At 29.4% G+C, this 25,118-nt stretch carries 10 protein-coding genes and 1 riboswitch; all 10 genes read right to left on the bottom strand.

Annotated elements, in window-relative coordinates; genetic code table 11:
• Positions 1-199 precede the first annotated feature (199 nt).
• The 10 genes from BN2409_RS03525 to BN2409_RS03480 all read right to left on the bottom strand — a co-directional run bounded on the left by BN2409_RS03525 (position 200) and on the right by BN2409_RS03480 (position 25,044).
• Positions 200-826 carry an ECF transporter S component gene (locus BN2409_RS03525; protein WP_053955290.1) on the bottom strand — a complete coding sequence of 209 codons (627 nt, stop codon included), beginning with the start codon at positions 824-826 and terminating at the stop codon, positions 200-202.
• A complete protein-coding gene (locus BN2409_RS03520; protein ID WP_053955289.1) occupies positions 823-2,394 on the bottom strand; it encodes an ABC transporter ATP-binding protein in 1,572 nt (523 codons plus the stop codon). Before BN2409_RS03520 ends, BN2409_RS03525 begins: the two co-directional genes overlap by 4 nt.
• Positions 2,367-3,227: an energy-coupling factor transporter transmembrane component T gene (locus tag BN2409_RS03515; RefSeq protein WP_207642552.1), complete on the bottom strand. Its 861-nt coding sequence runs from the start codon at positions 3,225-3,227 to the stop codon at positions 2,367-2,369. The genes BN2409_RS03520 and BN2409_RS03515 overlap by 28 nt, the downstream gene beginning before the upstream one ends.
• A gap of 127 nt (positions 3,228-3,354) precedes the next feature.
• Positions 3,355-4,650, bottom strand: coding sequence for a nitrogenase component 1 (locus BN2409_RS03510; RefSeq protein WP_053955287.1), 1,296 nt, complete (start codon positions 4,648-4,650; stop codon positions 3,355-3,357).
• Positions 4,616-6,835: a nitrogenase component 1 gene (locus BN2409_RS03505; RefSeq protein WP_242847903.1), complete on the bottom strand. Its 2,220-nt coding sequence runs from the start codon at positions 6,833-6,835 to the stop codon at positions 4,616-4,618. Before BN2409_RS03505 ends, BN2409_RS03510 begins: the two co-directional genes overlap by 35 nt.
• 25 nt (positions 6,836-6,860) lie before the next feature.
• Complete coding sequence (locus BN2409_RS03500; RefSeq protein WP_053955285.1) at positions 6,861-10,103, bottom strand: S-layer homology domain-containing protein; 3,243 nt, start codon at positions 10,101-10,103, stop codon at positions 6,861-6,863.
• Positions 10,104-10,117: 14 nt separating this feature from the next.
• Positions 10,118-11,719, bottom strand: coding sequence for a C1 family peptidase (locus BN2409_RS03495; protein ID WP_053955284.1), 1,602 nt, complete (start codon positions 11,717-11,719; stop codon positions 10,118-10,120).
• Between the two features lie 13 nt (positions 11,720-11,732).
• Positions 11,733-16,469 (bottom strand): Ig-like domain-containing protein, encoded by a 4,737-nt coding sequence (locus tag BN2409_RS03490; protein WP_053955283.1) that lies wholly within the window; start codon positions 16,467-16,469, stop codon positions 11,733-11,735.
• Positions 16,470-16,603: 134 nt separating this feature from the next.
• Positions 16,604-16,793, bottom strand: a riboswitch (cobalamin riboswitch).
• Positions 16,794-16,967: 174 nt separating this feature from the next.
• Positions 16,968-19,343: an S-layer homology domain-containing protein gene (locus BN2409_RS03485; RefSeq protein ID WP_053955282.1), complete on the bottom strand. Its 2,376-nt coding sequence runs from the start codon at positions 19,341-19,343 to the stop codon at positions 16,968-16,970.
• 64 nt (positions 19,344-19,407) lie between these two features.
• Positions 19,408-25,044: a prenyltransferase/squalene oxidase repeat-containing protein gene (locus tag BN2409_RS03480; RefSeq protein ID WP_053955281.1), complete on the bottom strand. Its 5,637-nt coding sequence runs from the start codon at positions 25,042-25,044 to the stop codon at positions 19,408-19,410.
• Positions 25,045-25,118: the final 74 nt, after the last annotated feature.

Here is a 25,118-nt window from a genome sequence, read left to right as displayed (position 1 = left end):
TGACCAAATAATGTGTTTACAAGGTTATAAAAATAAGGAATAGTTGTTGAGAATTTGTGAAAATATAGAATAAAGGAAAAAATGATTAGCATTACACTGTTTGAGCATAGCGAGTTTGTAATGCTATTTTTAACTGTTTCGTTATATTTTCCAAATTTGAAAACCTAGTGACGTTTTTTATACCTTTGTCATAATCACTCTAGGATGTTTTATTTTCAACAGGTATTTCCGTATAGGAAATTCTATCCTTAAATCTTGATAATAAATGAATAAAATCCTTTCCAAATAAATAAGCAAAAAAGAAATTTCCTGTGGCATGCATCAAATCAAAATAAAATGAATTCATATAAGTAAATAAAAAGCTTTGTAGAGTAAGGGGATATACAAAAGCTAGCCAATGCCATAAATTCATAATATAATCAAATAAAAATCCCCAAAAAAATGCAAATATACTCAACATCATCCTTGAAGGATTTTTATAAAATTTCTTTAAAATCCCTGCACTCACTCCACAGAGTCCCCAGGCAAGCATCTGCCATGGAGTCCATGGTCCTTGTCCTAAAAAGAAATTAGAAGATAATGCAGCAAAAGCCCCTATCATAAATCCAAAAAAAGGTCCAAATACATAACCTGAAATAATTACCAAAAAAGTAGTAGGCTGTACATTTGGAAGAGCTGCAAAGGGAACTCTCCCTACTCCTGCTAAAGCAGACAAAGTAGCAATTAAAGATATTTCTTTTACTGAAACTTTTTTTCTTTCATAAGAAATAAAAATCAATATAAAGCAAATCAATATGGTCGCCGCTGATATGACTCCATAATTCATATGCTCACCTCTTCTTTGGTGGCTTTTAAAGCATCCTCTAAAGTAAGAATATGATCTATGTATCCATTAAATAATTTATTCATTTGAGTAGTATAGTAAATTCCTTCTGTCAATACATGATACTTTGAGCCCATCTGAGCCATAGTTCCATCAAACATCAAGCATACTCTACCACAATATTTTGACACAAATTCTGCATCATGCGTAACTAAAATAATAGTTTTTCCTTTGTTTTTTAAATCATTTATAATTTTTCCTAATCTTTCTTTCAGATTTCGATCTAGCCCTCTTGTAGGCTCATCTAAAATCAAAATCTCAGGCTCCATAACCAGTATAGAACCTAAAGCGACTCTTTGCTTTTCTCCTCCACTTAAGTCCCTTGGATTTTTATCTCTATAATGAAAGATCTCTAAATCTTTTAAAACTTTATCAATTCTAGATAAATCTTTTATGTTCTTTTGATCTAATGTATATTTCAATTCTTCATATACTGTATCATTAAATAAATAATCATTTGGATTTTGAGAAAGGTATCCTACTTCTTTTTTTACCTTTAGTTTTCCCTTTGTAGGTTTTACAAGTCCTGAAATATTTTTAAGAAGAGTAGATTTTCCTCCTCCATTTTCTCCCATAATTCCAAGAATTTCTCCTTCAAAAACAGTTAAATTTAATTTTTTTAAAGCTTCTTTCCCATTTTCATAGGTAAAAGATAAATTTTGAATAGATATAACTTCTTCATTAGATATTTTTTCTTCTTCATATGTAAAAGGTATAGACTCATCCATAGAAAAATTTTTTCGAATTTTTTTTCTTCCTTCTTTTATTGTCAAAGGAACATCTCTTTCTTTTTTTCTAATAAAATACTCAGAAACAGAAGGAGAAAAGTTTTTACCATTTTCATAACTAAAATTTACAAAGCTTTGTGGTTCTCCATCAAATGAGAGTTTTCCATTTTCCATAAAAAGTACTCGATCTGCTAAATGAAAACATCGGTCAACTCTTTGCTCAATCAATACAATTGTATATCCTAACTCTTCATTTAATCTTTTTAAAATATGAAGTATCTCCTCTGCTGCTACTGGATCTAGCTGAGAAGTAGGTTCATCTAACACCAAAAATCGATATCCCATAGCAACAGTAGCTCCTATGGCCACCTTTTGCTTTTGTCCTCCTGATAGCTCATAGGTCTTCTTATCTTTAATATCCCATATATTTAAAAAGCTTAAAGCTTCCATTACTTTTTTTCTCATAATTTCATATGGTTTTCCTAAGTTTTCTAGTCCAAAAGCAATTTCTCTTTCTACACAGTCCATGACAAGTTGTTTTTCTGGATCTTGAAATACCATTCCAACTTCTACTTGATTGTCTACCTTTCCCTGTATTTTTCCTCCATAAAACTCTGGTACAATTCTATTGAATACTCTTCCTAATGTGGATTTTCCTGAACCTGACTCTCCTAACAAAAGAACAAATTCTCCTTCTTTTATGGATAAATTAATTTTTTCTAGTGCAGGCTCTGATTTTTTTGGATAATAATAAGTTAAATCTTGTATTTTAGAAATTTCCATCTTTTACACCCCCATAATAGTAAAGTACAACTAAATAGGGCTACATCTATCCAAATTACAAATAAAAGATTCTCTATATGAAAACCTGTAAAAGTAGGATAAAACAGCACCAATCCTTTTTGTGACAATAATCCATATATAAATACAGCTAATACTATAGTATTTAAACTTAGAAATAAATAATCTCTTCCATTCATCTGAAGCTTTGAATAAGAAGTTCTTGAATGTTTTCCGTATCCCCTTGAATAAAGAGACTCTGCTCGATCTAAAGATCCTTCCAAAGAGGACATAAAAATAACCTTTAGTATTGGATAATAAGCTTTTACTCTTTTTATGATATTCTTTTCTTTAAAATTAACTCCCCTTAGAATCATTACATCCTTTACTCTTAAAACCTCTAGCTTTAATCTATGAATAATATTAATAGTCATAGACAAAGTAAGAGTGAGTCTATGAGCATATTTTGAAAAAAAGCTAAAAGTATCATCTCTATCTGTCATAACTCCATAAAAAGCAAAGATTAATAAAATACAAATAAGCTTTAAAGCACTATTTCCACCATAAGCCAATGCTTCTAGAGTAATTTTAAATCTTCCTATAATGGGAAGTCTCATTCCTTCATAAATCACCGTTCTTCCTTCATGATATACTAAAGGATTGACGATGATTATAAGGATTGCTCCATAAATTCCATATTTTATGCTACTTATGATCTTTTTAGCTTCTCCTACAATACATATACTCATAATCATAAATAAAAGTATAGAAGCAATATATATAGGATGAGAATATACAAGGGTCATGAAAAGCAAAGTTATAGAAAATAATATCATTGTTAATGGATGAAATTTCATTTTATCACGTTCCTCTATATAACAATTTTCTACATTTCATGCAATTTATTCTATCATCTTATGGTATTTCTTTCAATGATTATTTCTCTATTTGAAATGAATGTATCTATGATAAAAACCTTAGTCCATTTAATATTTGCTCTATAATCATCAAGCTTCCTGATATACCAAATATACTTTTAGGAATAATATGCAAATATCCCAAAGAAGGAAGAGAGATTTCTATTCCTGTAAATTTTTTTTCATTCCATCTAAGCTGTGCAATAGTGTTTCCATCTGCAAATAAAATTTGTCCTACTCTTTCAGAAATTAAAGTACTTAGTACCTCTTCATAAGATAAATCCTTTAAAAACTGCAACAATTTTTCTTCAAATAAAGTATTACTACTTTTTACAATTTCAATAGATACAGGCAGCATCCCTAAATAGGTATATAACCATTTGGTCAAAGCATATGCTCTGGAAGCCTCTGCTTTGATAGAAAAAGTAGCCCCTTTAGGTAGTCCTGTTAAAGAATGAAATCTTGAAATATATAAATAACTTCTTGCCCTTGCCTTTTCTAATTCTTCTATAAATAGATCCATATGGATCTTTAGCACATTAGATAATTGTTCAATCATTTCTTTTGTAGCATCAAAGCCTATAGGAGCTCCTTTTTCTAATAATAAATAAGGAATATGATAATGCTTATCCATCCATTTGGCTATATCTAATCCATATTCAGCAGATAGAACAATATTATATTCTGCCTTTGAAGCATTTTTTAAAGTTTTTATGGAATCCCCTGCACAAAGGGTAGAGATGACTTTTATTCCACAAAGATTTAAAATTCTTTTTATTTCTTTTATATTTCCTTCATAATACAAATCATAAATAGGAATTCCTATGAGATTTACACTATTTGGAATGGTTTCTTTTGTTTCATTTAAAATATCCTCTAATACTTTGATCATAGCCTTTTGAAATCCATCTGAGAAAAATCCAGAAAACCCTGTGCTTTCGATAGAAATACAATGAATACCTTTTACTTCATTTTTTATGAATCGATTCAAATCATCTCCTATCAATGCAGCTCCTGGAGAATTCACAATGGCTAAAAAACTGTATTCATCTTCTTTAATGGTCTTTAATATTTTTTTTAATTTATCACTAGCACCATACACGTAATCATATCCATCTAAATACGTACAAGGAATTCTAGGTTGTCCAAAATAAAATTCTTCTGGAAAATTTAGTGGATCAAAGGATAATTGTCTTGGATATTGACCATCAGATATGGCACTATGATAAAATTTACATCCTGTAGGGCCATTTAATATAACAAGTCCATCTTTTATTCCTTCTAAAGCCAACAATGCTCCTGTCAAACTATCGCCCATAATATTTTGAGAATAATTTTTCATCTTCTTTCCACCCCTCTTTTACATGAAATTCAAATAATCCTGCCCATCTTTTTGCCAAATTTAGTCCACTAAAAAATCCTACATCTGGGCATAATGGAATATTATCTGTCAATGCTTCTCCATCTAAAGAGGGTGAAGTATAATTGGAAAGAACAATATCTGGTTTATATTTTTTTATGTCCTCTCCTCTTTTGTTTTGATCATAATGGGTTTCTATTAAAAATTTATCTTTATGTTTTGTTTGAAACAAATTATCCTGTGAATAATTTAAAATGCATACCTTTACAATATTCATTCCTATATCTATAGCCACATCTAAAATCCAATCTATATTATGATTGTAAGTCACAATCATCAATTTTTTATTTTTAAGATGTCTCTTTAATTTATCAATTTCTTTTTCATATTCTTTTTTATTTTTTTCAATAAGATCTTCTACCTTGTCTTCTTTTTTAAATCTTTTGGCTAAATCTTTGATCCATTTTTGTGTATCAAAAAATCCTACTGGAAAAGGATGTTCAAAAAAATTTGCTTCATATTCTTTTTCAAAGAAACTTTTCATTATTCTTCCCATATAATCTTCATATGCTAATAGATTTACTTTTCCTCTCATAAAGTTTTGAATATCATTGACATTTGTTCTGCAAATATATCTGCAATTGACCTCTAGATCCATAGCAGAAAGAATTTCTTTTATTCTCTCAAAATTTTCTTCTGTATTTTTAGCAATTGTTTTTTCAGCTAAAATATTGACCCTATTTTCTTGAGGTTTTACAGATTTTTTAATAAGCCCTCTTGCAATCTCCATATAAGCATAAATCATTCCTTGAAGATAATCGCCTGTAATATTTCCATCTGTTTTTATAGGAATAATAGGAACATCTTCTTCTATACTTTTTACTTGTTCTATATCATCTCCTATAATCCCTGATGGACAGGTAGTTACTAAAAAGAATGCTTTTGGATCATATTTTTTTAATTTCTTCACTTTATTTTTTAACTCTTCTACTCCTCCAAATACCATAACCCCTTCATTCATTTCAGAACTTACAAGAGGAGGATCCATTTGGACAGGCATAAAAAGTCCTCTTTCATATAAGCTTCTTCTTCCTATAGATGTAATGGTTTGATAAGAAATATGTGCACAGCTCTTAGGTCCATGGGCAATAGTCATAGCATCTTCTAATTGAATGGCAATATTGACAGCTCCATTAAAAGCACATCCATGTAATGGCTCTCTATATAATACATTTTTAGATAAATACTCTTGATAAGAATGTTTATGACTACATTTTTTCTCTTCTATTTTTTCAGTTTTTTTCACTGAAGTACTATTTTTTCTTTTTTGTCCTAATACCACCATTTCCAACTCTTCATCTGTAAGAGGCTTCGCTTCATAAAATTCATTTGTATCCATAATTCTTTGAGCTAAATTTAAAAATTTAGTAGAAAGAGAGGAGTCTTTCATTTCTACTAGAGGAATACTTAGTCTTTCAGAATTTGTAAACTCATCACTTCTTGGGAAAGTTTCACAAATAGGGGTTCCTACTTTTTCTGAAAATCTTTTCACTCTTTCCGTTTCATACTCTACTCCCCTTTGATTGAAAATCAATCCTCCTACTCTCTTCATATGATCATCATAGTTTTTAATTCCTCTTAAAATATTATTGGCAGCATAAATAGACATAAATTCTCCTGATGTAACAATATATACAACATCTGCATATTCATGACGAATAGGAACGGCAAAACCTCCACAAACTACATCTCCTAATACATCATAAAGAACAAGATCATATCCTCTATCCTTTACAGAAAATCTTTCCAATAAATCAAAAGTAGTAAGGATTCCTCGTCCAGCACACCCTACTCCTGGGTTAGGCCCTCCTGCTTCTACACAATCTACTTTCCCATAGCCTTGTTTGATCACATCTTCTATTTTATATTCATCAGGAGACATATCTCTTATATAGTCAAGAACTGTCGTAATATTTTCTCCCCCTAATAAAAGTCTTGTAGAGTCATGCTTAGGATCACAACCTATTTGAAGAACCTTTTTTCCTAGTTTAGATAAAGCTGCTGATAAATTGGAGGATATGGTTGATTTTCCAATACCTCCCTTTCCATAAATGGCAATTTCTTTCATATTTTCACCTTCTTCTTTTGTAATAAAAACTGCTAGCATATACTAGCAGTTTTTATGGTTCATTTCATTCTATAACTAAATGGTATAATTTGTAAAGGATCACAGCTGCTTGTGCTCTGTTTGCATTTTCTTTTGGCATAAAAGTGCCATCTGGCATTCCACTAATAATAGATTCTTTTACACATAATGCTGCATTCTCATTTGCCCAAGAAGCTATATTTGCTTGATCAGTAAATCTTTCTAATTCATTTATACTTGCTTTTTCTTTTCCTTTTTGAGTCAGTACCTTTCCAATAATTGTTGCCATTTCTTCTCTTGTAATTTTTCCATTTGGATCAAATATAGTTTTGCTTCTTCCACTAATGAGTCCATTTTTGTAAGCAGCTTTTACATATGGAGCATACCATTGATTTTCTTTTACATCTGTAAAGCTTAATTTTATATCTTCTGTATCTAATTGAAGCATTTTTGTAATTAAAGTTGCAAATTCTGCTCTTGTAATAGATGCACTCGGGTCAAATAGCTCTTTACTTCTTCCATTGATGATACCTTTTTGAGCCATTTCTTCTATAGCTTCCTTTGCCCATTCATAATCTTTTAAATCATGAAATCCTATTTTTATTTCTTCTTTTTCTACTTTTTGAGCAAAATATTTGCTAAAATGACTTGTTTCAAAGGTAACCATCTTTGTATCTTGATCATATTGACCACCCATGTTTTCTATAGTTTCCTTATCCTTTAGATAAAATACTTGCACTACTTCTTCTTTTTTAACTTCTCCATTGTATAAAATAGCTACTTTTATTTTTTCTTTAAATTCTTTAATCGGTTTTTCCCCTAAATAAACTGTCAAATCTACTACTGTACTTTCTTTAGGTATAAAAGAATACAATGTATTTTTTTCTATTTCCTTTACATTCAATATAATATTGTCTTTTACTTCCTCAAATGTATTTTGTGTAAGGGTAAACACTGCTTTTTCTGTTTTCACAAGAACTTTTTCTATATTGTTTTCTTTTGCTATTTTTATTGTATTAGCTGGTAAAATGGTTTCTACTTCTTGTTTATTTATATTTGGCATTTGAAGAATCATCTTGCCTTCTATATTCTTAGCTTCTATATGATTTTTATTACATTTTTCTTCTAAGATTTTTACTGTATTTTCTATATCCTTAGCCAATTCCTTTACAGTATTTTCACCTACTACAATAGTTGCTTTTTCTTGTTCTATATTTGCTTTTTCAATTTTTTTTGTACTTGCTTTTTCCAAAGTCTTTTCCATAAGCTTTTGAGTATTTTCTATAATATCTTTTGCATTTTCCTTGCCTATTCCTTTAATTACTTTTCCATTTGCATCTATAAATTCACCTGCTAAAATAGTAACTTCTTTAGAATCATTTATTTTATCCATAAGCTTAATAGTATTTTCTATATTTTCTTTGACTACTTGATTGACTTCTTTTTGATTCTCTGATCTAGATATTTTTTCTGAAGCTTTTCCTAATATATTTACTATTTTTATATTTTCTTTGACTACTGTTTTTGCTCCTTCTTCACTTTTTACTTTTTCTATAACCTTTTGTATAGACTTAGAAAAATCTTTTGTATATTTCACCATATCTTGCGCAGCTTTTTCTGTTTGAATCTCATTTTCTTTAAATTGTTCTACAGCTTCTTTGATTAATTTTGTAATATCTTCTTCTTTTGCATTTTTATCCTTGAAAATATCATTAATTTTTTCAATTTTCGAATCTATTGCTATTTCTTTTTTTGATGAATTATTTTTATTTCTAGAATCTTTTGTATAATCACTGGTATAGAACCACTCAATTACATCTCCTGCCTTTAAAACATATTCTCCTGCTCCCTTATTAGGTGTATCTCCATTCACATTGAACATCCAACCGCTATTAAGACCTTTATCTTTTTCTCCATATTTTCCTATTCTTTTAAAATATCCATTCTTCTCTTCATAAGAAACACCTTGTTCATCTAATATTTTTTTCGTAAGGATTAAAACAGTGTCTTCTTTTTTGATTTGAACTTCTTTTTTATAAATATTAGGATTGTTATCATATCCTTTTATAGATATATTAACCTTTTGCTCTTGATTTGATTTATTTCCTCCACCTTGATCTGTTGGATTATTTTCTTCTTTTCCAGATGAATTGTCGAATCCTTCATTATTGATGTTGACTTTTGTAAACATGGATTCTTTTTTATATAAATCTGAAAGAGCTAGAAAAGCTTGCTCATTTGCCATACCACTTCCAAAGTGTCCATCTTTTTCACAATCTAACAATGCTCCAAACATATTTTTTCCTTCTACCGTCCAATCCTTAGATAAAGGATTTCCTCCTATGGAAACAAGTCCTTGTATGACTGTAGATAAAGTAAATACGTTTCCTTGCTCTATAATATTTTTCTTATGATTAAATAAATATTCCTTGGCTTTAATAATTCTATCTTCTACTTGATTTATATTTTTATGCTTTTGAAGGGCCATCATACACATACTTGTATGATCTATACTTCCAAAACTTCCTTGCTTGTCTTGACTATTCATTAATGCTTTTATAGCGCCTTCTTCATTATATTGTGCCTTGGCCATATCAAGAGATATGATGCTCCAAGCTAATTGAGTAGATTGATTTCCTTCTCCATTGATTTCAAATACTCCATTTGGTTTTTGAGCCTTGATCAATAGATCTACATATTTTCCATCTTCATATTTTTTGGGGTCAAAACCTTTTGCAATAATTCCTATTATATTTCCTGCATAATCAGTTGGATATCTACATTCTGTTTTTTCTTTATATTTTTCCTTTATGGTTGCTTTATCATGATCTAAATCATCACTTGTATAACAATATCCTATAGCTTCTCTGAAAGTAAAATTTTCTTTTTCTTTATACTTCTTTCTTAGAGATTTTATAATTTCTTCAATTCTTTCTTCATTTGTTTTTTCTTTTTCTACAGAAGAATCTTCTTTATCTGTATGAAAAATAAAACTTTCTTTTTCTCCTTCTACTAATACGTATCCTTGATATGATTTGTTGGTATTTACTTGAGATTGAAATTTGAAATTTCCATCTTTGTCTGTTAATACTTGGTCAAAATAAACTTTTTTCTTCTCATCATTAATTTGAATACTAATAGGTTGATCTTTATAATCACTATGACCACTAATGATTATATTTTCTCCTTTTATTTGTTGCTCTATTATAATTTGCCCAAAGGAAGTCATACTAAGTGATACTATCATCCATAAAGACAATACAAGCATTCCTATTTTTCTTTTATTCATATTTATAGTCTCCTCTATTGTATAGTTATTTCTATAGGATTTCTATTATAAGAAATACCATGGTCTGAATCATCCCATACAAAGCCTCTTGCTGTATATTTCCCTTTCTCTGGAACATATACAGATGAAGACAATTTTATTTCTTCATTAGGTTTTATTTCTTCATTAATATAGCTATGATTTACCATTTTATTATTTTCATCATATAATCCCACCATTAAAGCTACTTTCTCTGACTGATTTCCTTCATTTTTTATTTTCAATTTTAAGAAAGCTTCCTCTCCATTTGAAAAACTTATTGAATCTATTTTCTCTATCCATAAATTTCTTTTTACATGAACCTTTTCTCCTCCATTGGTAAAAGCTTTCAAACAAACATTTGTATTGGGTTCATAGAAAGTTATATCTTTCCAATCATTTCCTTCTGTACTAATATAACTTTCTCCTTGGTTTGATCTTGCTTTACTAGACTTAAATCCCTTAGGACTTTCTATGGCTATAGGATCCTTGCTCCCTTTTGTTATTAATTTTACAATCACTGCGAATTTCTCATTTTTAGAAAGTTCAATAGAGTCTATAGAAATCGTATGGTAACCCATAGAATCTATTTTTCCACTTTTGATTTTTTCTTTTGTTGAAAAAGAATGGATATCTTCAAAATTTCTGCATATCCAAATTTCATATTCTGATTCTTCTCCTCTAGTATAAAAACTTACTCCACTTAATTTTTCATTTGAAGCTTTAGCTTCAAATATATTAGAGAACCAGGCTGTATCCATTCCAAAACCATATTCTGTAGTTTGTCCTAATGGGTCATATTGATAAATATTGTCATATTGTTTTTCTCTTCCTACAAAAACTGCGTTTTCAGTATCTCCTATATTAAAATCATAATAAGAGATATAAAAATACCCTTCATCTCCAAAGCTTGTTCCCCAGCTGTTTTTACATAAAAATGCTCCGTCTCCATATATTTCATTGCTTTTAAAATTTTCCTTTGGATAATCATCATCCCATCCTATTATGGTTACTGTATGGTCATATCCTTTTAATTTGCTAGTACTTCCATAAGCTTTTTTTTCTTTATTATAATAATCATCATCCCATTTTATATTTGTATAAACCGCTCCATAAGTGTGGATTGCTTTTTTTATTTTTTCGTTATCTTTAAAATCCTTTCTTTTAGGGATAAATATTACATCTTTAATTTGAGCATCTTCTCCATATATTTCTCTTTTAATAGGAGTTCCCAAGTACGGATCTTTTTCTTCTAGGACAGGTCCTTTAAAACTTGCAAGGTAAGCTACAGCCATATAAATATTTCCTCCATCGGTAGGTTTTAAATCAAAACCATGATGGGTCATCATATGGTTTTCTGAAAAATCTATGTCTATATTCTTATCCTTCATATTGGATTCTAGGGAAGAGAGGGCTGCAAAAGCCCAGCATCCATTCACCTTTCCTTGATCCCTTACTGCTGTTACTCTATTTTCTTCTCTTAAATCATACTTTTTAGGCAAAGCTGTATCTCCGTAAGAAATACCTAGTTGAGCAGTCAGTGTAAAAATACAGCTACATGCAATTACAATCAGTATCTTCCTATTTTTTCTTATCATATTTTTCTCCCCTTTAGTTGATACTTATCACTTTTACTGGTTTGGATAGGTCTATTTTTTCATCTGTCAAAAATACTTTTATTTTATATTCTCCACAATCAGGAATAGCAAATCCAGGAGATAAAATCGTTTCTTCTCCATCTAATAATTCTTTTTCTATACTACTTCCCTTTAATACTTTATTGTTTTCATCTATTAATTGAATGACACAAATCATATTGCTAGATTGTATTCCTTTATTCTTTACTTTCATTCTTAGTTTTACTTCTTCTCCACAATGAAAATCCTCTTGATTTAATAAACTCCATTCTAATTTATTATTTTTTACATCATTTGTAACTTTTACTTTACAATAAGCTGCAACAATATTTAAGCTTTCATCCTCATAAACTGCACCAATCATATATTCTCCTTCTTTATCAAATCTTAATGTAGCATTTCCAAGATGATCTGTTGTTATATTTTCTCCATTGATCATATAAGGCTTTTGATTGACTAGAATTTGAGCATTTTTTACATTTGTTTTTTCACGATTTGTCATATCTGTACTTATATATGTCTTTAAATTCAAAGTAAATTCTTCATTAGGTTGAACAACAACTTGTGTTTTATCAAAATAAGAATAAGATTGTTTTTGATAATCCTTCACATAAAATACACATATAGAATCTCCATCCTTTATGGTTGTATTTACAAAATAGTCATTTACATATTGATTATTGATATAATACATCCATCCACTATTAGGTCCTTCTTGTCCTTCTTTTAATCCATTGATATTTGATAAAATAGATAGATCCATTCCTGCATCAAATTTATTTTTATCCGTACAATCTATATCTTTACTCTTTAGAGCTTTTATAAGAGCATTCATAGCTGTTGGAGCTTCTTTTAAAACAGAGTTTCCATTTCCATATAAAGCCATATCAAAATTATCTATTTCTAATTCAATTTCTGGTACGATGATATCTTTTAGTCCTTCTACTCTGACCTTTACCTGAGCTGATTTTTTATTGATAATATCTATCGAAATAGACTCACAAACATTTTTATTTTCCTCTAAAACAGCTTTTATCACTACTTTTCCTGTAGATAAAGCCTTAAGATATATTTTTCCTTCTTCTTCATATATGTTTGCAACATTTTCATTATCTACAGACCAAATACATTTTACTCCTTTTATTTCATTGCCTATTTTATCAAAGGAATTTGCACTTAATAAAATAACATCATCTTTTCTTATTTTATTTTTATTACATTGTATTTTTACATTTTTTATTTCCAAATCTTCTACACTTAAATGCATCTCATTTTTTATAGTTGTACCTTCTACAGTGGCCGTAATGGTTACATTTCCTGTTTTTTTTCCATTAACTACCCCATTTTTTACACTGGCTATATCTTCATCAGAAGAGGACCATACAATAGAAGGATTCTCTATCCAATTATATTGATCGTCAAAAGCAACTAATTGTAGCTTGAGCTCTTGTCCTATCAAAATTTTATCATTCTTTGGTTTTAATATAGAAACGGTAGCCACATCTTTTGGCTGAATACTTTCATCATATTTGATAGAATGAATTTCAAACATAGATTTATTTTCATACATATCCACTAATGCTGCAAAAGCATTATAAGTAGCTTTCTCATTTTTAAAATCTAATCCTTCTCCTTGACAAAATCCTGAATTTTTTAAATCTCCTGTAGGAGATACAAACTTACTTTTTAACATACTATCTAACATTGTTTTTTTATTTTTCATCCATACTTTATCATAAAGGGGATTGATACCATTAGCAATTAACCCTTGGATCACAGTTCCTGTTGTGATTGGACTATTTTTAAAATATCCTCCATTTGCATCAAATCCACCATCTTCATTTTGTTGTTTTTTGATATACTCTATCCACTCATTTATTTTTTCCTCAACCCCACCTATATCCTTATGCTTTGCCAATGCCGTTAAAGCCAACGCCTCTGATTTTATTTCTTCATATCCTGAAACATTCTCTTTATTAGATACATTCATTAAACATAACAATGCTTTTACAGCTTCTTCTTTATTGTAATCTGCATCTACCATATCTAGCGCCATAATACAACAAGCTAGTGTTTCAATGTTTTTAGAATCCATAGATTCATTAATAATGAACTGTCCCTTATTTTCACCATCTTTGATTTGATGTGCCCTTAATAGGTCTACATAATTCTTAAATGTATCTTTTTTAAATTCATCTTTTCTAGGATCTTGCCCACTTCCCCTAACCGCAATAATCATTCTTGCATATTGAAGAGCCGTAGGTCTTGAATATCTATATATCTTCTTTTGAATCATTTCTTTGTCCATTCCTGCTGTTATCGCTGCTGGAGCTGCTAAAAATTCATACTGATTATATTCTTTATAATAACCTTTTAAAAATTCTATTTCCTCTTTAACTCTTTGTTTTAAAACTTCATCAGATATTCCTGATTGGATCTGAATTATAATTTCATCTGATATTTCTTTATTATTTTCTAAATACGCCTTTATTTTTACAGTTCCTTCTGCTAAAGCTCTTATGACTCCATTTTCTACTGTTGCTTTTGTTAAATCACTGCTTTCCCATAAAACAACTGGATTTTTTATTTGATAATTTTGTTCATCATATACAATAGCTTTGATTTGTAATTGATCTCCTTCTGTTAATACAACCGACTCGTTACTTTTTATTTCTATTCTAGAAGGAGCTCCTTCTTTTACATATTTAATATTATGATACATAGAAGCCTGTGCCTTTAGATCTACCAAAGCCCCCATAGCTGCATTTGTTTGAATATCTGCTACGCTTCCATTAAATGAACTTTTAAATCTTTGTCCATCTCTACACATAAGCATTGCATCTACTAAATTATTTTGATTTTTATACTGATCTTGTATCCTCCAATATTCGTCTAAAGGACTCTCTCCTATTGCTATGATTCCCTGAATCACTGCACTTGTAATCAAACAGCTTTCTTGATTTGAAAAGGAAGTTTCTTCTTTTATTAATCCCGATTCACTTTGTGCACTTTTGAAAAACTTTTTTATACCATTAATGGCATCTACCGCACCATCTATATCTTTATGTTTTGAAAATGCAATCATTGCTTTTGCTGTTAACTCCATATCTGGATTTTCATATCTTTCAAAATAGAAATTTCCATTATCATCTTTTTTTATTTTATGTATTAAAGCTTTTACAGCTTTTTCTGAATCATATTTTGCATTAGTCATGTCTAAAGCAATAATAGCATAAACAAGTTTATCTTCTTTGTTTTCATCTATATCTTCATAAAAGACAAATGAATCATCAAGTATTTTTTCTATCTCTTTTTTGGGATCTTCATTCACTGCAATAAGAGTCATAATATTTTTTGAAGTATTTAAAAGGTCATATGTTCCTGCATCTGTTGGAAATATCCTTTTTGTATTGTTAATTTCCTCTATATCCATACCTGAATATCTTAGTGATAATGCCAATTCTCCTACATATTTGCTTAAAGTATATTCGGATCCATAAAAGGTTGGATTTTTATATCGTATTGTAAGCTCCTCTATAGCTTCTTGAATCTTTTCTTCTCTTGTTTTTGATTTTGTAACTTCCAATGTAATACTATTGCTTTCTATCATTTCTTTATCTGTACTTTGAGTCACAGCCTTAATGCTTACATCTCCCTCTTTTAGGGTATGTATTATATACTGTTCATCTATTGTTACAATATCTACAGGTTCTATACTCCATTTTATTTGTGGATTTTTTATTTCTTTTTTATTTTTATCTTTAGCTATAACATTTACTTTAATATTTCTTCCACATTCTATTTCTTTTATATCTTGATCTAAAGAAATATTTATATGATCTATCTCTCCAACTTCTTGAATAGGTTCATCCTCTACTACTGTAATTTCTATTTCCTTTGGCTCACAATTTTTACAGTCTTTGCTTTCTATTTTTATTTTTACTTTTCCAACACTGATTCCCGTTATATTTCCTGTATCTTCCTCCCATTGGCCTGCCTTGGCTGTTGCTATTTTTTCATCTTCACTGCTCCAGCTATATTTTGTATAACTTGGTACATCTCCATCTAAATCATCCCAGTACGTATCTTCATTTCCTTCATCATCTACTACCATTGCATATAAGCTTATTGTTTCTCCTACTTTTATTTCTGTTTTTTTTGGCTTACTTCTAAATGCTATGTGTCTTTCATATTTAGGTCTGTCATCAATTACTGTAATTTCTATTTCCTTTGCCTCACAATTTTTACAGTCTTTGCTTTCTATTTTTATTTTTACTTTTCCAGCACTGATTCCCGTTATATTTCCTGTATCTTCCTCCCATTGTTCTCCCTTGGCTATCGCTATCTTTTCATCTTCACTGCTCCAGCTATATTTTGTATAACTTGGTACATCTCCATCTAAATCATCCCAGTACGTATCTTCATTTCCTTCATCATCTACTACCATTGCATATAAGCTTATTGTTTCTCCTACTTTTATTTCTGTTTTTTTTGGTTCACTTCTAAAAGCTATATGCTTTTCATATTTGGATTGGTTATCAATTTCTTTTATACTTTCTCCTGCCCCTATTTCTTTTTGTTCAATTTTACTTTCTTGATCTTCTATGAACATATCTTCTTCATGATCTGTTTGTCCATATACAAAATCAAAGGGTATTCCACTACATAATAAAACAATCATCAATAAAACACTCATTACTCGTTTATTCATCTTAAATGCTCCTTTCTATACCTATTTTGTTTAATTATACAAAAATCCTTGACTTTCAAAGAAAGTCAAGGATTTTTTATAAATATCTTCATAAACATTTATATACCTTGCACTTTCCTTAACCCTAGAAGGAAGTATGCTAAAAAATTTAGATAGGTCTCCTGGCTTGTGGATTAACGCTTTCCTTTCCCTTCCCAAAATAAAATATATTTCAGTGGTATGTCAAAGAATTGCTCCCCACTTACAGTGGCTGGACCGCTTAGGATTTTCACCTAATTCCCTTTTTATCTTCTCAAAAGAAGAACCTAAATTAAAATACTATGTAGTTTAAATTATAATTATTACTAAAAAAGTATTAATATGTCGAATTCAGACATGTAATATTTTATATTATTTCTCATATTTTTTCAATACTGGATATTTTATTTGAAAATTTCTTATTTTATGACTATAGATATATAAAAACAAAAATGCCAGCATATGCTAGCGTTTTTTGTTTTATTGTATGGATTTATATAATTTGTAAAGCATAACAGCTGCTTGTGCTCTGTTTGCATTTTCTTTTGGCATAAAAGTACCATCTGGCATTCCACTAATAATAGATTCTTTTACACATAATGCTGCATTCTCATTTGCCCAAGAAGCTATATTTGCTTGATCAATAAATCTTTCTAATTCATTTATACTTGCTTTTTCTTTTCCTTTTTGAGTCAGTACCTTTCCAATAATTGTTGCCATTTCTTCTCTTGTAATTTTTCCATTTGGATCAAATATAGTTTTGCTTCTTCCACTAATGAGTCCATTTTTGTAAGCAGCTTTTACATATGGAGCATACCATTGATTTTCTTTTACATCTGTAAAGCTTAATTTTGTATCTTCTGTATCTAATTGAAGCATTTTTGTAATTAAAGTTGCAAATTCTGCTCTTGTAATAGATGCACTCGGGTCAAATAGCTCTTTACTTCTTCCATTGATGATACCTTTTTGAGCCATTTCTTCTATAGCTTCCTTTGCCCATTCATAATCTTTTAAATCATGAAATCCTATTTTTATTTCTTCTTTTTCTACTTTTTGAGCAAAATATTTGCTAAAATGACTTGTTTCAAAGGTAACCATCTTTGTATCTTGATCATATTGACCACCCATGTTTTCTATAGTTTCCTTATCCTTTAGATAAAATACTTGCACTACTTCTTCTTTTTTAACTTCTCCATTGTATAAAATAGCTACTTTTATTTTTTCTTTAAATTCTTTAATCGGTTTTTCCCCTAAATAAACTGTCAAATCTACTACTGTACTTTCTTTAGGTATAAAAGAATACAATGTATTTTTTTCTATTTCCTTTACATTCAATATAATATTGTCTTTTACTTCCTCAAATGTATTTTGTGTAAGGGTAAACACTGCTTTTTCTGTTTTCACAAGAACTTTTTCTATATTGTTTTCTTTTGCTATTTTTATTGTATTAGCTGGTAAAATGGTTTCTACTTCTTGTTTATTTATATTTGGCATTTGAAGAATCATCTTGCCTTCTATATTCTTAGCTTCTATATGATTTTTATTACATTTTTCTTCTAAGATTTTTACTGTATTTTCTATATCCTTAGCCAATTCCTTTACAGTATTTTCACCTACTACAATAGTTGCTTTTTCTTGTTCTATATTTGCTTTTTCAATTTTTTTTGTACTTGCTTTTTCCAAAGTCTTTTCCATAAGCTTTTGAGTATTTTCTATAATATCTTTTGCATTTTCCTTGCCTATTCCTTTAATTACTTTTCCATTTGCATCTATAAATTCACCTGCTAAAATAGTAACTTCTTTAGAATCATTTATTTTATCCATAAGCTTAATAGTATTTTCTATATTTTCTTTGACTACTTGATTGATTTCTTTTTGATTCTCTGATCTAGATATTTTTTCTGAAGCTTTTCCTAATATATTTACTATTTTTATATTTTCTTTGACTACTGTTTTTGCTCCTTCTTCACTTTTTACTTTTTCTATAGCCTTTTGTATAGACTTAGAAAAATCTTTCCCATAAAATACTAAATTTTTAACATCTTCCTCTGTTTTTATTTCTTCTACTTTTTTATTCAATTGCTCTGCAACATCACTAATGGCCTTTGTAATATCTTTTTCGTTTACATTTTTATCCTTGATCATATTTTGAATATGGTCTATTTGATTTTGCACTTTTTCATTTTTTTTGGAAGAAACACTGCCTCCTCCTCCAATATCTTGCCCAAGATCTACCGTATAGAGCCATTTAATTGTATCTCCATTATGTACTTGTACAACCCCTGCTCCTACATCTGGAAATTTTTCATTTATAGAAAACATCCATCCACTTTTTTTACCTTTATCAAATTCTCCTTGTCCATCTATGCTTGCAATATATCCTTCTCTATCTACATAACTTTTATTATTTTGTTCTAATATTCTTTTTGTAATACTTAATACTGTATCATTTTTTTTCATCTCTACTTCCGTATATGGCAATATAATTCCTTTGTATCCTTTTATATATATAGAAACCCTCTCTTTATTATTAGAATTATTATGATCTCCACCATTTACTAAATTTAAATCTACTTCTTGTTTATCTCCTTCAATATTAAACCTAGCTTTATATTTTTTATTTTTGTCCAATGAAAACGAAAATTTAAAATTCCCCTCTTGATCTGTTTTTCCTTGATTCATATAGTATTTTTGAGAATCATCAAATACTTGCAATGATACTGGGGCATCATAATGATTTGTATTTCCTATGAACTGAATTTCCTCCCCATTGATTCTACTTTCTATATGAATCTGTGCAAAAGAAGATATAGTCATGCATAAAATCATACCTATAATACATAAAATTTTTTTCATTCTTTTCCTCCTCAACAATTATATACTTTAGCTTCCCTATAATAGAGAAGCTAAAGCCTATTCATTATTTTTGAACTTCTACAACAAAAGGATTGATTAATAGTATATTTTGATCTTCAAAATTATCCCATACAAAGCTTTTGACTTGATAATTTCCATTTTGAGGAACTAAAAATCCTCCAATCAGATCTTTACTCTCTCCTTGATTTATATTTTCTATCACATAAGAATAATTGATCATTTTTCCATTGTCTTGATTATATAATGCAATAATCAAAGTAACATTTTGATTATTTTCTCCATTATTTTTCACTTTTACTTGTACTTTTGCTTCTTTTCCATTTTTAAATACTTCTTCTCCTATTTTTGTAATATCAAAATTTTTCATAGGTAAAGCTTCTACCTTTAGTTCTATTGTATCTTGAATTTTTTCATTTCCAACAACCTTAGCAGTAATGCTTACTTTTCCTTCTTGAATTCCTCTTACAACTCCAGCTTCATCTATTGTTGCAATTTTTTCATCTAAACTTTTCCACTCAATTTTTTCTGTAATGATTTCTTTATTTTCTTCATCCCATATTTTTACATGGAGTTTTAAAGTGTTATTTACTTTGAGTGCATTTATATTTGGTTTTTGAATCTCAATCTTACTAATACGAGTTGGTTCTACATCAATCATTCTCAATTCGTGATACATAGACTTTCCTTTATATAAATCAGCTAAAGCCATAAAACATTGTTCTGTTACACTGTTAATTTCTGATCCATACTCAGATTTATTTTCAAAATGATCTTCTACTTTAAATGAAAGTAAAAAATCTAACATATTTTTTCCATTCTTTACCCATTTCTCTTGTAATGGATTTTCTCCTACAGCAATCAGCCCTTGAATCACAGCAGCTGTAGTATATGGATTGTTTTGTCCCCATGCCACAAATCCTCCTGTATCTTGTTGCTGTTTATGAATATATGAAACCCCTTGATCTATGCAATTCTTTACACCCTCTATATTTTTATGCTTTCCAAGAGCCATAATACTCATAGCTGTTGTATCAATGTCTCCAAAACTTCCATCACTTTTTTGAAAACTCATTAATGCTGTTACTGCTTTTTGTACTTGATACTGTGCATCTGCCATATCTAATGCAATCATACTAAAAGCTGTTTGAGTAGGATATGTTCCTTCTGCTTTTACTTCAAATATTCCATTTTCTTTCTGATAATTTGTAAGCTCTTGTACATAATTTTTACCATAAGCATTTCTTGGATTTTTTCCTGCTGCAATTAACCCTATGATATTAGACGCATAGTCTGAAGCTTGAGCTGGATTTTCTCTGATTTTATATTTTTGTTGTATCTTTTTTATATCCTCATAAATTTTATCACTAGAATAGTGATATGCTATAGTTTCTCTAAATGTAAATTGATCTTTCTTCTCATAATACTTTCTCAAATCTTGGATCGCATCTTTTATCTTTTCCTGATTACTATTTTCTTCTATAGGCTTTTGTTCATATTTGATCTTTAAAGTATGATACATAGATTTTTGAGTATCTACATCTATTAATGCTGCAAGAACCATACCTGTTGCTGAATCTGTATATTCTTTATAACTAGATTTTTGAATATCATATACAAAATGATCATCTTTTTTAAATGCCATCATACCATCTAAAACAGTCTTTCCATTTTTCTTAAATTCCTCTGAAAAAGGATCTTTTCCTGCTGCAATCATAGCTTGAAGAGCTATTGCATCGTACTCAGATACTTCATGAGGATCACTACTAATACTGCCTTTATTATAATCAAATCCTCCTGTATCAATTTGCATCTCTTTTAAATCCTTTACATACATATCTATCTTAGAATTTACATGTTCTAAATCTTTATGAAAAGACAATGCAATAAGCACTTCTGATGTAGTATATACACTAGGATTTTTTAATTTTTCATACTCAGATGTTAAGACCTCAATTGCTTTTTGCACATCATATGTTCCATCAGCCATATCTAATGCAATCATACTATAAGCCTGTGTACCTACATTATTTCCGTCTATATTAAAAATTCCATCTTTGTTTTGGGATTTCTCCAAGGCTTCTACATAATTTTTACCTTTATAATTTCTAGGGTCTTCTCCTGATCCAATAATCCCCATAATATTTTTAGCATACATCTCTGTTTCATTATCTAAAACAATATACGTTCTTTTAGCTTCATCTTCTCTTAATTCCAATTGATTTTGAAGCTCACTTTTATCTAATCCAGCCAAATTTAAAGCCATTGCCTGAATATAATTATATTTATTATCTTTTTTATAATAGTCCTTTAATTCTTTGATTGTCTTTTTCAAAATATCTGAATCATCTAATACAGGCTCTATATTTTTATACATAGATTTTCCCATATATAGATCTGAAAGAGCGGCAAAAGCACGTTCTGTAGAAGGAATATCTACATAATCCCCCATCATTTCACAAGCTCTAAAAGTACCATCCTCCATTTGATCATGAAGCATAGATGTAACTAAATTTTTATCGCCCTTCATCCATTCCTTAGACATAGGATCTATATCATTTGCCATTAAAGCTTGAATTACTAGTCCTGTATATTGAGGAGTATCTCCGCATCCGCCCATATCAAATCCACCATTTTCTGATTGATTAGATTTTAAATACTGGATCGCTGAATCTACTAATTCAGAAACACCTTTTATATCTTTATGTTTAGATAAAGCAATTAAAGCCCATGCAGTCTCTTCAACATCTTCAAAATGATCTTGATCTTTCATATTGATTAAAGCAGTTATTGCTTTTTTTTCATCATATTCTTCTTGTGCCAAATCTAACGCTATTATTGCATAAGACTGCTTATATACATTTGAATCTTTTCCTTTTTCTACAAATTTTCCTTCTTCATTTTGTAAATTCATCAATTCTTGTACATAATTTTTATCCTTATATTTTTTAGGATTTTGTCCAGAAGCAATAATTCCCATAATATCCTGGCTATAAGACAATACGTCATCTTTATTATTTAATTTGTATTTTTGTTGTATATCCTTTACATCTTTTTCTTTTTCATTGCTCATATAATAAAGAGCTAAAGCTTCTTGAGAAGAATAAAAAATAGGTACATCTTTTAATGAAGAATTTTTTCTAGTTTGTGTAGTTGTTAAATAATTTCTAAGCTTCAATGTTGCATCTTTGATGATTCCCTTATAGCTTGTAGCCTTTTGCACATTTTGATAAGAAGACTTTTTATTGATTACATCTGCTAATGCAATAAATGCTTGTTCTGTAGCCTCATCTTTATAAAAATATTCTGCAGATTTCCCTTGATTGCATACAAAATAATTTAGTTTTTTAAATTTTAGTAAAGCATCTATTAAAGTATTTTCTCCTTTGATCCATTCTGAATCTGTCAGTGGATCAATACCATTTGCAACTAATGCAGAAATTACATATGCTGTTGGTACAGAGCTTTCCACTTTTTCTCTGCTCATCATGTCAAGCATCTCAAATCCACCAGTATCTAATTGTTGTTGTTTTATATAATCCAATTTGGAATGGATAAATTCCTCTACTCCATCTATATTCTTATGAGAAGCTAATGCAGTTAAAGCCACTGATAATAATGATATATCTTCTTGATCTTTATTATTTTTCATAATACATTCTACGGCCTTTTGTTTATCATATTCCTTTTGTGCCATATCTAAAGCAATGACTGCCCATTCTGTTTGTTTTACTCTTCCTATTTTAAAACTTCCATCTGCTTGTTGCCCTTCTTTTAATAATTCTAAATATTGGTTTGCACCTTGTCCTGAAGATATTAATCCTATACTATTCATTACATAAGGAAGTGTCCCTTGATTTTTATTTAATTGAACTTTGTTAGCCAAATCTTCCACATCTTCTTGAATATTTTTACTAGTTACATTCATTCCTAAAGCTTCTAATGGCCTATAAAAAGCAGGTTGTGTTTCATATTTAGAATCCATTCTTGTTTCCATGGAAGTTAGATAATCTCTTATTCCATCAATTGCCTCTTGAATCATTTTTTCATAATTTTTTTGTGTATTTCCATCCTTTATACTAAATTTTTCATACATAGACTCCCCATTAAAAATATCTACCAAAGCTGCAAAAGCAAATTGAGTGGCCGTAGGATCATCATATCCTGATCCTTTTCCCTCTGCAAATTCAAATCCTTTGTCCTTTAGTTTGCAAGCAAGTAAAGAATCTACAAGGGTTCTATTCCCTTTTTTAAAAGAGTCTGATAATATATCTTCTTGAACCAATACCAAGCCTTGTATTACAGGTCCTGTAGCATGTGGACTATTACCCATACCAAAGGCATCATATCCACCTTTTTCTAGCTGATTATTTTTTAAATACTGGATTGAAGATTGAATGATAGATTCTACTCCTTCTATATCTTTATGTTTTACCAAAGCCTTTAGAGCATAAGCCGTATCAACAGCATCTTTATAATATCCATCCTTTGCTTCATCCATTAAAGCTTTTACTGCTTTTTGCACATCATATTTTCCTTTTGCCATATCTAGTGCAACAATAGAATCTGCCAATGCTGTAACTAATTTTTTATCCCTGCTTTTTACAATGAACTTTCCACTTTCATCCTGAGAGGCTACCAATAAATCTACATACTCCTTTGGATTTTGGCCAGTAGCTAAGCATCCCATTATATTTTCTGCATAAGCTGCTGCATCTTTTTTATTACTTATTTTAAATACTTTCTTATAATCTTTCTCCCCACTCATCAAATGATTATAGGCCATAACCTCTATAGCCTTTAAATCTTCTTTATCTTTATACATTTCCTTTAATTCATTTATGATATCTTGTAATCCTTCTGAGTCTTTTCCTTCACTTTCTATCTGAATATGTTGTCTTACAATAGCTGGATAATCTTGATCCTTTGAAATATCTACTTGATACGTTCCAGCTTTGGGTAAAGAAAAAGTTACCTCCCCATTTTCATCAGTTTGATAATTTCCTTTTGTTCCTACTTTTATATCAACATTTTTAATCGGAGCATTTCCCACTTGATTATCTACCACTTTGATAGTAAAATGAATTCCATCTTGTTTGACAGTAATGACTGGTATTTTAGTAATAATGCTTGTTCCTGAGTAAGAACACATATAAAATACTAATTCTTTGCAATTTAATTCTCCATTTAAATTAGTCAATCCATCAAATTGCTCTACTCCTATACTTGGAAAAATGATATCTCCACTATTAAAATGTACATAATAGCACCAACCAAAGTTTTCCTTTTGTGATTCTCCTAATATTTCTGTAATAAAAAATCCTGTAGATGGATTGTTTGTTCCTTGTATATTTTCCTCTTTTACTGCTGCTTTTAACACATCTAGAGGATTTTTCATATCTTTTGTAAATTTTATTTTTTCATCATACAAGGTATCTTTACAACCTTCTATTCTTACATGAATCCATTCTTCTTTTTCATTTGTTTGATCCATTGTCATTACTTTTGATAGATTTTCTTCACATTCTTTTTCTACATTTTTATTTTCCCCATAAACTTGATCCACTACCTTTAATTCTTCTTTATACTGGCTACCTTCTGCATGTGCCATCATAGAAGATAATGGTAAAATTCCAAGCAACATCGTAAAAACCAATACTAAACTTAATAATTTTTTATTCATAAAAATCTCCTCTCTCTTAATTATTTTTTATAAAAATTTGCTCCTCCTTTTTCATAAGTTTTAAACAAAAAAAA

The organism is Inediibacterium massiliense, assembly GCF_001282725.1.
Classification (GTDB): domain Bacteria; phylum Bacillota; class Clostridia; order Peptostreptococcales; family Thermotaleaceae; genus Anaerophilus; species Anaerophilus massiliensis.
This window is presented reverse-complemented; position numbering and strand designations above follow the sequence as displayed.

Excerpts from the sequence above, each read along its gene's own strand:
- BN2409_RS03525 (WP_053955290.1), bottom strand. The coding sequence starts at position 826 with ATGAATTATGGAGTCATATCAGCGGCGACCATATTGATTTGCTTTATA.
- BN2409_RS03485 (WP_053955282.1), bottom strand. The coding sequence starts at position 19,343 with ATGAAAAAAATTTTATGTATTATAGGTATGATTTTATGCATGACTATA.
- BN2409_RS03490 (WP_053955283.1), bottom strand. The coding sequence starts at position 16,469 with ATGAATAAACGAGTAATGAGTGTTTTATTGATGATTGTTTTATTATGT.
- BN2409_RS03520 (WP_053955289.1), bottom strand. The coding sequence starts at position 2,394 with ATGGAAATTTCTAAAATACAAGATTTAACTTATTATTATCCAAAAAAA.
- BN2409_RS03500 (WP_053955285.1), bottom strand. The coding sequence starts at position 10,103 with ATGAATAAAAGAAAAATAGGAATGCTTGTATTGTCTTTATGGATGATA.
- BN2409_RS03495 (WP_053955284.1), bottom strand. The coding sequence starts at position 11,719 with ATGATAAGAAAAAATAGGAAGATACTGATTGTAATTGCATGTAGCTGT.
- BN2409_RS03510 (WP_053955287.1), bottom strand. The coding sequence starts at position 4,650 with ATGAAAAATTATTCTCAAAATATTATGGGCGATAGTTTGACAGGAGCA.
- BN2409_RS03505 (WP_242847903.1), bottom strand. The coding sequence starts at position 6,835 with ATGCTAGCAGTTTTTATTACAAAAGAAGAAGGTGAAAATATGAAAGAA.
- BN2409_RS03515 (WP_207642552.1), bottom strand. The coding sequence starts at position 3,227 with ATGATATTATTTTCTATAACTTTGCTTTTCATGACCCTTGTATATTCT.
- BN2409_RS03480 (WP_053955281.1), bottom strand. The coding sequence starts at position 25,044 with ATGAATAAAAAATTATTAAGTTTAGTATTGGTTTTTACGATGTTGCTT.